Origin of the sequence: Acinetobacter sp. USHLN143, assembly GCF_037145695.1 — a bacterium.
Lineage (GTDB): Bacteria > Pseudomonadota > Gammaproteobacteria > Pseudomonadales > Moraxellaceae > Acinetobacter > Acinetobacter fasciculus.
In genome coordinates this window covers 156,797-168,787 of sequence record NZ_JBBCWZ010000001.1, presented here as the reverse complement: position 1 = coordinate 168,787, position 11,991 = coordinate 156,797, and the positions used below count along the sequence as shown (strand labels likewise).

At 44.0% G+C, this 11,991-nt stretch carries 12 protein-coding genes; 4 read left to right on the top strand and 8 right to left on the bottom strand.

Annotated elements, in window-relative coordinates; genetic code table 11:
* Positions 1-149 precede the first annotated feature (149 nt).
* Positions 150-569, top strand: a complete 420-nt coding sequence (gene msrB, locus WFH18_RS00815) for a peptide-methionine (R)-S-oxide reductase MsrB (protein ID WP_004645533.1) — start codon at positions 150-152, stop codon at positions 567-569.
* The gene (locus WFH18_RS00810; protein WP_004278946.1) at positions 566-1,042 is read left to right on the top strand and encodes a glutathione peroxidase; all 477 of its coding nucleotides are present in this window, start codon (positions 566-568) and stop codon (positions 1,040-1,042) included. The genes msrB and WFH18_RS00810 overlap by 4 nt, the downstream gene beginning before the upstream one ends.
* A gap of 102 nt (positions 1,043-1,144) precedes the next feature.
* On the opposite strand, the gene dapC is transcribed toward WFH18_RS00810, so the two are convergent.
* From dapC to WFH18_RS00780, 6 genes are all read right to left on the bottom strand, one after another.
* Positions 1,145-2,314 carry a succinyldiaminopimelate transaminase gene (gene dapC, locus WFH18_RS00805; protein ID WP_005252269.1) on the bottom strand — a complete coding sequence of 390 codons (1,170 nt, stop codon included), beginning with the start codon at positions 2,312-2,314 and terminating at the stop codon, positions 1,145-1,147.
* 17 nt (positions 2,315-2,331) lie between these two features.
* On the bottom strand, positions 2,332-5,004 hold the full coding sequence (gene glnD / locus WFH18_RS00800) for a [protein-PII] uridylyltransferase (protein ID WP_005265743.1): 2,673 nt from the start codon (positions 5,002-5,004) through the stop codon (positions 2,332-2,334).
* Between the two features lie 26 nt (positions 5,005-5,030).
* Positions 5,031-6,245 carry a formate-dependent phosphoribosylglycinamide formyltransferase gene (gene purT / locus WFH18_RS00795; protein WP_171057027.1) on the bottom strand — a complete coding sequence of 405 codons (1,215 nt, stop codon included), beginning with the start codon at positions 6,243-6,245 and terminating at the stop codon, positions 5,031-5,033.
* 115 nt (positions 6,246-6,360) lie between these two features.
* A complete protein-coding gene (locus WFH18_RS00790) occupies positions 6,361-7,005 on the bottom strand; it encodes a hypothetical protein (protein ID WP_005265742.1) in 645 nt (214 codons plus the stop codon).
* A gap of 93 nt (positions 7,006-7,098) precedes the next feature.
* A complete protein-coding gene (ygaH, locus tag WFH18_RS00785; RefSeq protein WP_004278941.1) occupies positions 7,099-7,446 on the bottom strand; it encodes an L-valine transporter subunit YgaH in 348 nt (115 codons plus the stop codon).
* Positions 7,443-8,195 (bottom strand): AzlC family ABC transporter permease, encoded by a 753-nt coding sequence (locus WFH18_RS00780; RefSeq protein ID WP_005265741.1) that lies wholly within the window; start codon positions 8,193-8,195, stop codon positions 7,443-7,445. The genes ygaH and WFH18_RS00780 overlap by 4 nt, the downstream gene beginning before the upstream one ends.
* Before the next feature lie 103 nt (positions 8,196-8,298).
* Between WFH18_RS00780 and WFH18_RS00775 the strand changes: the two genes are divergently transcribed.
* A complete protein-coding gene (locus WFH18_RS00775) occupies positions 8,299-8,796 on the top strand; it encodes a hypothetical protein (protein ID WP_005265740.1) in 498 nt (165 codons plus the stop codon).
* 190 nt (positions 8,797-8,986) lie between these two features.
* On the opposite strand, the gene WFH18_RS00770 is transcribed toward WFH18_RS00775, so the two are convergent.
* Positions 8,987-9,604 (bottom strand): superoxide dismutase, encoded by a 618-nt coding sequence (locus tag WFH18_RS00770; RefSeq protein WP_164543056.1) that lies wholly within the window; start codon positions 9,602-9,604, stop codon positions 8,987-8,989.
* Positions 9,605-9,816: 212 nt separating this feature from the next.
* Entirely contained in the window at positions 9,817-10,908 is a 1,092-nt protein-coding gene (ychF, locus tag WFH18_RS00765) for a redox-regulated ATPase YchF (protein ID WP_004645523.1), read from the bottom strand.
* Between the two features lie 294 nt (positions 10,909-11,202).
* On the opposite strand from ychF, the gene WFH18_RS00760 reads away from it, so the two are divergent.
* Positions 11,203-11,967 (top strand): glutathione S-transferase family protein, encoded by a 765-nt coding sequence (locus WFH18_RS00760; protein ID WP_164543055.1) that lies wholly within the window; start codon positions 11,203-11,205, stop codon positions 11,965-11,967.
* The last annotated feature ends 24 nt before the right edge of the window (positions 11,968-11,991 follow it).

Sequence of the window (11,991 nt, the reverse complement as noted above, 5' to 3'; positions counted from 1 at the left end):
ACTTTTATTTTTATATTTGCTTTCTTTTTGCTTTTTTGGGCATTATATGTCTTTTGTAAAATGTTGAATAAAGACTAGAATTTTTAAAATGAATCACGTAAATATAGGATTATCCTATTTTAAATAGCAAGATAAAAAGGTATGTGATCATGGGAAAACTCAATAAATCAGACCGGGAATGGCAAAGAGAGTTATCACCTGAGGAGTTTCGCATTACGCGCGAGAAGGGAACCGAGCCGGCATTTACTGGAAAATACTGGAATACCAAGCAAGATGGCACTTATGTATGTCGTTGCTGCGGCACGCCACTGTTCTCTTCTGAGACCAAGTATGACAGCGGCTGTGGCTGGCCAAGTTTCTACCGTCCTGTCAGCAGTTCGGTGGTAGAAGAATTACCTGATACTTCACACGGAATGGTCAGAACTGAGATTGTTTGTCATCATTGTGACGCACACTTAGGGCATGTTTTCCCGGATGGCCCAGAACCGACCGGTTTGCGTTATTGTGTCAACTCGGCTTCTTTGGACTTAGAAACACAAGAAAAAAATGATGAGGAAACCTATCCATGACTAACATTTATCAGTTTGAAGCTGAATTGTTAGATGGCAAAAGCAAGCCACTTGCAGATTACGAAGGCAAGGTACTTTTGATCGTCAATACAGCGAGTAAGTGTGGTTTTACCCCACAATTTTCAGGATTAGAAAAACTTTACGAAAAATATAAAGATCAAGGTCTGGAAATTTTGGGATTTCCATGCAATCAGTTTGGTGGTCAAGATCCAGGTTCCAATGAACAGATTGGTGAATTTTGCCAGAAGAATTACGGGGTATCTTTCCCGATGTTTTCCAAGGTGGATGTCAAAGGCCCTGAAGCGCACGCCATTTTTCGCTATTTAACTAATAATTCCAAAGGTATTTTAGGCAATGGAATTAAATGGAATTTTACCAAGTTTCTGATTGGTCGTGATGGCAAGGTGTTGAACCGTTTTGCACCAACCACCAAGCCTGAAGATCTTGAAGATGAAATTGCCAAAGTATTGTAATCATTAGTGTCATATTCTCAGTATGAGATAAAAACAGAATTCATCTAGTGTTAATTAAAAAACCCACTTTAATTCAGTGGGTTTTTTAGTCATGATTAAAACTTAGAGAATAGCTTTCAGGCGTTGAATGACTTCTTCACATTGCGCCAGATCGGCTACGAGTGCTAGACGTACATGATTTTCACCCGGATTACCTTGTTCGGTATCGCGGGATAAATAACGACCCGGAAGAACTTTAATATGTGCTTCTTCCATCAAATGTTTGGCAAAGGCTTCATCATTGTCGACTTTTAACCAGTAATAGAAACCTGCATCCGGTTTTTTGAGTGGCAGCAGATGACCGAGTTCTTGCTGGAATAAATCAAACTTGGCACGGTATTGCACCCGGTTTTCTTCCACATGTGCTTCATCATCCCAGGCAGCAATTGAAGCCAGTTGATGTTGTACCGGCATCGCTGCGCCGTGGTAAGTACGGTATTGCAAATAAGGTTTTAACAGGCTGGCATCACCGGCAACAAAACCTGAACGCATGCCCGGAAGGTTAGAACGTTTAGACAGTGAATGGAACACCACACAGTTTTTATAGTCATCCCGGCCGATTTCAGCACAAACTTCCAGTAAACCTACAGGTGCTTGGTCAAACCACAGTTCCGAATAGCATTCATCTGAAGCAATCACAAAATTGTATTGATCCGACAGGGCAATCAGTTTTTTAAACTGTTCTTTTGATAGTACTGCACCGGTTGGATTGCCCGGGGTACAGACAAATAGCAATGCCGTTTTTTCCCAGACTTCCGCCGGAACTGCATCAAAATCACCGAGGTAGTTATTTTCCTCAGTACAGTTGATGAAATAAGGTTTGGCACCTGCGAGCAGCGTTGCACCTTCATAAATCTGATAAAACGGATTCGGCATCACTACATAAGGTGCATCTTCACGATTCACCAAAGCCTGTACAAACGAAAAAATCGCTTCACGCGTACCGGAAACAGGCAGGATATTGCTGTCTGCACTAATGCTATTTAGCTTAAAACGGCGCGTCAGCCATTGGGCAATACTTTCACGTAGCTCAGGCAGGCCTTTACTGTTGGGATACGTCGACAAATGTTTGAAGTTATCGATAATCGCTTGTTTCACAAACTCCGGTGCAGGATGCTTTGGTTCACCAATCGACAGGGGAATTAAGGGCATATTTGCAGGTTGGATATCCGCAAAAAGCTGATTTAACTTTTCAAACGGATAAGGGTGCAGTAAAGACAAGCTAGAGTTCATGAATAAGTAACCGCGTTTTAATGTGAGTGTTGACTACAAACCTGATTAGAGGCTTCATCCAGCGCAGTTTTAAGTGCAACTGCAAATTCGGCAGATTCTTCAGGTGTCATAGGGTTGCCATCTTTTTTGGTGACAAAGAATATATCTTCGGCACGTTCGCCAAGTGTGGCAATTTTGGCAGAGTGGATATCCAAGCCTTGCATCATAAATAAACCGCCAATTTTGGCAAGTAAACCGGGATGATCGAGAGTAGCGATTTCGACCATATTTTGATTCAAGGCAGGATTGATACTGATATCGACTGTATTTTCAATATCAAAATGACGTAATTGACGTGGAATCCGGCGCTGCATCAAGCCAGGATATTCATCTGAATGACTCAAGGCATCTTTCAGCGCTTCAATCACTGTGGCTTCGCGTTCCGGATCGGTCAATAAGGTACCAAAACGGTCCAGTACTACATAGGTGTCCAGACTGAAAGCTTTAGTCGCTGTAATAATCCGTGCATCTTGTACATCCAGATTCATGCGATCCAGAATAGCCACCGTGGTGGCAAACAGGTTAGGTTGATCCTGCGTGTAAATAAAGATCTGTACCGCATCCTGGGCATATTTACGGTGCGCCCGCATCAACACCAGTGGGGCAGGATTGTCGCCGTGTTGTAAAATGGCACGGGTATGCCATGCAATTTCATCTGCTGTTTCTTTGAGGAAATAGTCATCACCAAGTTCCTGCCAGACTTTTTCTACCTCATCCAGTGAGAAGTCCTGAACCAGAAGTTCACTGGCTGCAAATTTAGTATCTTCAATCAGCATTTGATAATCAACCGGACGGCCCAGACCAGAACGGATTACGTCACGTGCCTGAGTATATAGTTGACGCATCAGCGAAGCGCGCCAGGTATTCCACAGCTTCGGATTGGTGGCGTTAATATCGGCGACTGTCAGGGTGTACAGATAGTCCAGATGTTCCATGTCACCCATTTTTTCGGCGAATTCTTTGACCACATCCGGATCGGAGATATCTTTTTTCTGGGCGGTGACAGACATCACCAGATGATTCTGGATCAGCCAGGCCACCAGATTGCTTTCGCGTTCGGTAAAACCGTGACTACGGCAGAATTTAATCGCATCGCTGGCACCAAGTTCACTGTGATCACCGCCACGGCCTTTGGCAATATCATGGAAAATTGCCGCCAGATAAACGATGTCACGACGGGTCAAACGCTGGAATACTGAACTGACCACCGGAAATTCCTTGGCAAATTCAGGTTCTTTAAAGCGGTTTAAATTACGCAGCAGCAATAAGGTATGTGCATCGACCGTATAGATATGGAACAGGTCATATTGCATCAGTCCCAGAATCTGTCCAAAGGCCGGGATGTAATTTCCAAGCACACCATAACGCTTCATCGCGACCATAGTATCGTAGAGTCGATGCGGTGAACGGATAATCGCCATAAATAGCGCCTGATGCACCGGATTATCACGAAAATCCTGATCAATGCGTTTTCCAGCCAAGGTCAGCAGGCGTAAAGTACGCGCACGAATACCTTCGATCTCAGGACGATTGGCTAGTAAATAGAAAATTTCCAGAATTGCGTTTGGATTTTCCGAGAAAATCTTGTGATGCTGCACAGCCAGTTTGCCATCGACCAGTTTAAAGTTCTGGTTGATTTCTTCGATCTGGCGTTCATATTGCGGTAAACGTGGCGTAATGACCGATTCATTAAAATAGGCCAGCAGCATTTCGTTCAGCGTAGACACTTGCTGTGCACTGCGATAATAGCGCTTCATGAACTGTTCAATTGGGTAGTTCGGATGATGCGCCTCTTCACGTACATAGCCAAATTTGGCAGCAATATCACGCTGATAATCGAACAATAAGCGGTTTTCATCGCGCTTGGTCAGGCGGTGCAGGTGATGACGGATTTCCCAGAGGAAACTTTCGGCTTCCTCAAGCACACCGAGTTCAAATTCTGAAATAAAACCGAGATGTACCAGATCATAAATGCGATTGACGCGGAAATGCCGTTTGGCAATCCAGCCAATCTGGTTGATATCACGGATGCCACCCGGCGCATTTTTAATATCCGGTTCCAGATTGCTTTCGGTATTGTTGTGCTGAGCATAGCGTTTATGCTGCTCATCCATCTTGGCATCAAAAAAAGTTTTGTCAGTCCAGGTACGTGACACGATACGACGTGGCCATCTACACAGGTTTTCATTGCCAATAATCAGGCGGGCTTCGATCAGGGTGGTGGCGACGGTCAGATCACTGCTGGCCTGATTGACACATTCATTGATGGTGCGGACACTGATACCGGGTTTGAAATTCCCCACGTCCCAAAGCGATGAAATGAATGTAGAAATCAGTTGTTCCTGTTCCGGGTTAATCTCGTCTTCTGACAAGATCATGATGTCGACATCAGAATAAGGCAGCATTTCACGACGGCCATAGCCTCCGACTGCAAACAGGGCCAAATCAGTTTGATCCAGTTCGGCATGCTGCCAGAGAAACTGCAATGCTTCATCAATCAGGTTGGAACGCGCCAGAATAATATCCCGAATCGACTGGCCATTTTCAAAACTTTCCTGAAGCTGATTTTCGACATCACTGCGCCATTGATTGATGGCTTTAATGTCATGGTTGCTTTTAGCGTAATTCAGCAGTGGATGGGTGTTGATCATGTACAGTCGTCCGTTGGTATTTCAGCTTAGTTTTGGTTGACGCTAACTTGGTTGGCGACCTGGAGGGCCAGTTCACGTGCCTGTTCAATAGTTTCTGCACGTGCCGTGGCAACGCCCATACGACGACGTTTAAAACCTTCTGGTTTGCCAAACAGGCGCAAATCGGTATTGCCGTCTGCTAAAGCAAGATTCAGGCCAGAAAATGAAAGATTACGGCCATCTACTCCAGCATAAATTACCGCACTGGCAGCCACACTATGTCGTGCAGTATTCACCGGCAAGCCTAAAATAGCACGTGCATGCAGCTCAAATTCACTTTGAAATTGGGAGGCTAAAGTCACCAGTCCAGTATCGTGTGGACGTGGGGAAACCTCACTAAACCATACTTTGTCGCCTTTTACAAAGAGTTCCACTCCAAAGATTCCGCAGCCACCAAGTGCTGTAGTGACCTTGTTGGCAATGCGCTTGGATTCTTCCAGCGCGGCTGGAGTCATCGGTTGAGGCTGCCAGCTTTCCACATAATCACCTGAGTCCTGACGATGTCCGATCGGGTCGCAATAAGACGTTTCGATTTCGCCGGTTTCTGGATTTTTTGCACGAACAGTCAATAAGGTAATTTCAAAATCAAAGTCAATTTGTGATTCTACAATCACAGTACCCTGATTGACCCGGCCACCGGTTTGCGCATATTCCCAGGCAGCATCGACTTCATCAAAACGGGTAACACGAGACTGACCTTTGCCTGAAGATGACATCACCGGTTTCACAAAGTTTGGATAGCCGACATCGTCACAGGCCGCGCGGAAGGATTCTAAACTGTCGGCAAAACGGTAAGCTGAAGTTGGCAGACCGAGTTCTTCCGCAGCCAGACGACGAATACCTTCACGGTTCATGGTCAGATTGACGGCTTTAGCAGAAGGAATGACTGTAGCAATGTTCTGGGCTTCTATTTCAAGCAGAACTTCGGTCGCAATCGCTTCAATTTCAGGAACAATTAAATGTGGCTGGATTTGATTGATGAGTTGTTTGAGTTCTACAGCATCTGCCATATTCAAGGTATAGGAATAATGCGCAACCTGCATGGCAGGGGCATGATCATAACGGTCAGCAGCATGAACTTCGACTCCAAGGCGTTGTAGTGAAATCACCACTTCCTTGCCCAGTTCACCAGAACCCAATAATAGAACTTTATAGGCAGAAGATTGAAGGGGAGTACCAATAGTCACGCTCATGTGGATCATCCATGCTTGATTTTATGGACTTTTAGCATAGCAGAACTGAGCCGACAGTTAAGCCAAGATTCATACAAAATTGTGATATTGACCAACAGTTTTATTTATAAAGTTTTTCTGGATTTTAATAAGGAGGCGCTGTCATTTTCACATCGCTGTCAGACTGCGTTTGCAGAAGATAAATCTCGCTTTGAGACTTGAGCTTTTCTATTTGTGCAACTTGTTCAGTATTGATATTTAGCATTTTTAACAGACGTAATGTACGAACATGCAGGAAATACGCATAGGGCAATACAAAAGGCAGTACCAAGCACAGCAAAAATAACAGTAGCCCAAAAACTGTGAATTGAATGCAGTCTCGCAAGATGGCGGTGAGCTGGAACTGATCTGCTGAAAAGGCGGTAGCTGAAAAAAGAATAAAAAGGAGCGCAAATAAACCAGCAAAAATTTTTAGAGTATTCGGCAGGACACGATGTCTGAAGCTCCATTTACCCAAAATCAATGTCAAAGGATGAAGATGCAGCACGTATTGGCTCTGATTAAGCATAGCAATAATTTGATGGGTGCTATTCTTTTTAATATAAACCACCCGAACTTGATCTGCTGGTTGAGCATGTATTTCGACAAAATGTCCGGTAAAATTTTGAGCATTGATAAAACATTCAAAATATTGTGCCGGCACTTCATGTCGATGGAATACGGTTAACATTTCATCGCGCCGATGATGAATAAAGATTTTGCCTTCAATCACCTGTTTGACCTCAAACATGCGCATCCTTCCTTGTTTTTATCGTTATATAAAAAAGACCTATACTATGAGTTTAGCATAAGTCTTTGTTTCGATTGATCAACGAGTTAAAGCTTAAAAGGGTACTGGAACATAGGTGTAAACCAGGCCATAGGTGAGCGCTGCGGTCAGTGTCGCCATCACAATACGTTTAAACTTAAAGTACAAAACCGTGAGCACAATAAAGCCAACCAGCATCGCAAAACTTTTATTCGGCGTTTCTAATAAAGGTGGCAGGGTAGCAACTACCAACATGGAGCTGATCGCAGCAATGCCAATTGAACCCAAGGCAATTTTTAGCCACAATGCTCCGCGTTTTTGCGAACCTTGCTGAAATTTTTGAATGACAAAAAAAGGACCAAAGCGCGAGGCGAAATTGGCAATTCCGACTAAAATCCCGACCAGAATAATCTCTAGATTCATGTTTGATCTCCTGCGTGCTCAGGATCTGGCTGCTTCAAAATATAGTGTTTGAACAGGCCGGCAAAAATACCGGAACTGATACCGATAAAGATCGCGGCAGACAAGTCGATAAAATAACAGGCAATCGCAGAAACCAGAATCGTGACAGCTACAACAAAAGTGTGTTTTTTCTCAAAGGCTGCCAACAAGAAACTCAGGAACAGCGCAGGTAACAGGAAGTCTAGTGCAGCCTGCAAGAATTGCGGCAGGTTGCTGACCTGATCGGCAAATAAGCCACCGAGGAAAGATCCGAGTGCCCAGGACATCCAGCTAAACAGGCTTAAACCGAGCATCCAGGATTCTGACCATTCCTGTCGCCGTTGCGAGAGCTTGATCATGCCGGAGGCAAAGACTTCATCGGTCAGACCCCAAGACCAGATTGCCGTTTTCTTTAAATTCAGCCGGTCTTGAATCAGATTTTGTAACGCAGGGCCATAGAGCAGATGACGAATGTCCAAGGCAATCACGGTCAATGCTGTCATCCAGATAGATGTACCACTGCCTAAGAGCGCAACTACCAGGAACTGGCTGGCACCTGCATACATCGAACAGGACAGGAACAGTGCTTCCCAAGCGGTAAAGCCAAACTGAGTAGCTGACACACCAAAAGCAAACGACACTGGTAAATAAGTGAAGATAATCGCTTGGCTATCTTTTGCACCTTGCCAGAAGCCAGCAGGTTGCGTAGCGAGTTGATTCGGTTCAGACACGACACACCTTGAAGGAGAGTTGAACGATGGGTCAAATGAAGATTGTGTATTCTACGTGAATTTAATAGCATAGTGCCGAAATGTTTAAATTGGCGAGCCTGATATGTGGATGTTCAAGACACGTGCGATGCTGATTGCTGCTTTAATAAGCACGGCAATATTGTTACAAGCGTGTGGGAATGACAGTCAATCGACTGATAAGCCAGAAATTAAACCGGCACCTAAACTGACTAATGATGCGACGACTTATGCCAATGCCGCATGGCAACTGATCAATGAAGTGGATCCTCTGGTCTATAATAAAGAAGTGGATCAGCTGGAAACACAGGTACGTCAACCAGCACGTAAATTGAGTACAGACTGGCGTATTAATGTCAAAATGACTGATTCGGTAACCGAAGGCAAATATGCCCTGTGTCGTAAAGCCTTGACCAGTCTGGAAATCTGGGCGCGGACGACCATGGGAAATGGCAACAGCCTGCAACAAAAACAGGCGGATTATGAGCGGGATAAACTGCAATGTCAGAATGCCATTGCCCATCCTGCACTCGGAAATACCGATCCTAAGCAAAAAGGTACTGCAATTGCCAATATGCAATAAACCTTTGCCCATTTAAATGTACTTATAAAAAGCCAGTCTGAATGACTGGCTTTTTTAGCAAAATAAGCTTTAAAAATAGGGCATCCACATATGTTCTAATAAAAGTACCATTACACCGCAGATCAGGAGTGTGCTGCCAATCATGCGTTGAATCATTGTACGTGTAGACATGGTCGATCTCCTCAAAGATTTAAAGCGTGTTTAATGCTTCCAAATAACGACGATTTACTTCTTTCCAGTTCACAACATTGAAAAAAGCCGAGATGTATTCCGGACGACGGTTTTGATATTGTAAATAATAAGCATGTTCCCAGACATCCAGACCTAAAAGGGGAATATTGCCATGCATCAGCGGAGAATCCTGATTGGCACTGCTTTCCACAATAAGCGTTTGATCTGGCGCCATACTTAACCAGGCCCACCCACTACCAAAACGGCTAAGCGCTGCTTGGGTAAACGCTTCTTTAAATGCCTCGAATCCTCCTAATTCATGTTCGATTGCCTTGGCAATTTCAGCTTCGGGATGACCACCGCAGTCTGGACTCATCACTGTCCAGAACAGGGAATGATTGGCATGTGCACCAGCATTGTTGATCACGTTCTGTCTGAGTTGCTCGGGCACTTCATTGAATTTGCTAATTAAGGCTTCGACCGATAAATCTTCCCATTCTGTGCCCGCTATTCCTGCATTGATATTATTGATATAGGTTTGATGATGCTTGCTATGATGAATTTCCATAGTCTTGCTATCGATATGAGGCTCTAGCGCATCATAAGCATAAGGTAGTGCAGGCAAGGTGTAGCTCATTGGCAGGATTCCTTGAGAGAATGAAGTTAGGTTATTTTTCATTAGATTTAAGATACGCCCTAATTTAATATTTATATATGAGAATAGTTATCATTATTTTTAATATGTGTTGATCTTATGCGCTTTCAGAAAGGTTGTTATACGTATGAATCCTCTTTTTAAAAGTAATAAAAAAAGCCCCCAAGAAGGGGGCTTTTTCAAACAGCAACGACTTAAACGTTAAAACGGAAGTGTAAAACATCGCCATCCTGAACGATGTAAGTTTTACCTTCTAGACGCCATTTACCTGCTTCTTTCGCACCGGCTTCGCCGTTGTACTGCACGAAATCATCATAAGCGATACATTCTGCACGGATAAAGCCTTTTTCAAAGTCGGTATGAATCACGCCTGCTGCCTGTGGTGCAGTTGCGCCAACTTTTACGGTCCAGGCACGAACTTCTTGCACGCCCGCGGTGAAGTAAGTTTGTAGGCCCAGTAATGAATAACCTGCACGAATGACCACATTTAAACCCGGTTCTTCCATGCCCATTGCTTCAAGGAATTCAGCACGGTCTTCATCTTCAAGCAATGAAATTTCAGCTTCAATCTGGTTGCAAAGTGGAACCACAATCGCATTTTCTTCAGCGGCTAATTTTCTGACTGCATCTAAATGCGGGTTGTTTTCAAAACCGTCTTCAGCAACGTTGGCAATATACATCGTTGGTTTAAGCGTCATTAAACCAAAGCCACGTACCAGCTTGCGTTCGTCATCATCTAGGTCCGCTGCGCGAGCCGGTTTACCTTCATCCAGTAAAGGCTGGATTTTTTCCAGAACAGCTTTAGTGGCAAGCGCTTCTTTGTCGCCACCCTTGGCAGATTTTGTCAAACGCGTAATCGCTTTGGCTACAGCATCCAAGTCTGCAAGTGCAAGTTCGGTATTAATCGTAGCGATGTCATCTAGTGGATCAATACGACCATTCACATGAATGACGTTTTCATCTTCAAAACAACGCACAACGTGAGCAATTGCATCAGTTTCACGAATGTTGGCCAGGAACTGGTTACCCAAGCCTTCACCCTTAGAAGCACCCGCTACCAGGCCTGCGATGTCTACAAATTCCATAGAAGTCGGAATAACACGTTGCGGTTTAACAATTGCAGTCAATTTGTCTAAACGTGGATCAGGAACAGGTACAATCCCGGTGTTTGGTTCGATCGTACAGAAAGGGAAGTTTTCTGCAGCAATAGCAGCTTTGGTTAAGGCATTGAAAAGTGTAGATTTACCAACGTTCGGCAAGCCGACAATACCGCAATTAAAACCCATGAAATAACTCACAAAAGCGTTATATAAAAATTGCCCCCGATTTTACATGAAAGCATGACTAAAGTCAGGTCATGTGCTTGTGGTTTATTGCAATCAAATGCTTCTGGCGACTTAAAATGACTCGCTGAGCTTTCCGGGATGTATCGTGAGTCCACCAACCATAGAGGAATAATCAGCCAGTATTTTACTTTTGAATAAAAATCACATTGTTTTTCTAAAAGTGAGTGACTAAAGTATCTGAATAAAACGGCGGCCTACACGCCCTGATCCAATAACGATAAACATGGAGCATACATGCGAACTTTATACCAGTTTCCTTTATCTCACTTTTGCGAAAAAGCACGTTGGATGCTGGACCATAAAGAGCTGTACTATGTTGCTCACAATCTGATACCCGGGGTACACCGCGCTTTTGCCCGCCTGAAAACAGGTCAGAATCGTCTGCCTATTTTGCGTGATCAGGATGGATGGATCGCAGATTCCACCCAGATTGCTCTGTATCTGGATGATACTTATCCAGAACATCGTTTACTGCACGCAGAAGGATATTTTCGAAATAAAGCTTTAGCGATTAATGAAATTACCCTGGAATTGGGTCGTCATGTCCGTCGCTGGATGCTGTCTCAAGCACTGACTTCTGATCATGAATCTCTGGATATTTTAATTGGTGAGCAGGGCTATCTGCGCCAGTTTGAAAAATTTTCTAAACCTTTATTGAAAGCGATGGTGGCCAAGGGTTATGCATTGAATGAAGAAACTGTGGCGGAATCCAAACAGCATATTGATGTTGCGGTACAGCAGCTCAATCAGATGCTGGTCAGCCAAGGTGGGCATTATTTTGTCGGAAATCGTTTAAGTCTGGCGGATATTGCAGTCTGTTCCATGTTGGCACCGCTTTTGGCGATTCCAGGTACGCCGTGGGAAAAAGAAAATTTTGAAACCTTGTCCGAAGAATATCGTGACTATCAGCAGTATTTGAATGAGCTACCACTGGGTGAATATATTTGTCGTATTTACCGAACCGAACGCAATGCACGGGTAGACTGGCGTGGTATATAAGTTTAAATGCTACTTTCAAAATTA

Bases quoted from the DNA above. Each gene is read 5' to 3' on its own strand.
- msrB (WP_004645533.1), top strand. From the start codon at position 150: ATGGGAAAACTCAATAAATCAGACCGGGAATGGCAAAGAGAGTTATCA.
- glnD (WP_005265743.1), bottom strand. From the start codon at position 5,004: ATGATCAACACCCATCCACTGCTGAATTACGCTAAAAGCAACCATGAC.
- WFH18_RS00770 (WP_164543056.1), bottom strand. From the start codon at position 9,604: ATGAGCTACACCTTGCCTGCACTACCTTATGCTTATGATGCGCTAGAG.
- WFH18_RS00790 (WP_005265742.1), bottom strand. From the start codon at position 7,005: ATGTTTGAGGTCAAACAGGTGATTGAAGGCAAAATCTTTATTCATCAT.
- WFH18_RS00810 (WP_004278946.1), top strand. From the start codon at position 566: ATGACTAACATTTATCAGTTTGAAGCTGAATTGTTAGATGGCAAAAGC.
- WFH18_RS00775 (WP_005265740.1), top strand. From the start codon at position 8,299: ATGTGGATGTTCAAGACACGTGCGATGCTGATTGCTGCTTTAATAAGC.
- WFH18_RS00760 (WP_164543055.1), top strand. From the start codon at position 11,203: ATGCGAACTTTATACCAGTTTCCTTTATCTCACTTTTGCGAAAAAGCA.
- purT (WP_171057027.1), bottom strand. From the start codon at position 6,245: ATGATCCACATGAGCGTGACTATTGGTACTCCCCTTCAATCTTCTGCC.
- ygaH (WP_004278941.1), bottom strand. From the start codon at position 7,446: ATGAATCTAGAGATTATTCTGGTCGGGATTTTAGTCGGAATTGCCAAT.
- dapC (WP_005252269.1), bottom strand. From the start codon at position 2,314: ATGAACTCTAGCTTGTCTTTACTGCACCCTTATCCGTTTGAAAAGTTA.
- ychF (WP_004645523.1), bottom strand. From the start codon at position 10,908: ATGGGTTTTAATTGCGGTATTGTCGGCTTGCCGAACGTTGGTAAATCT.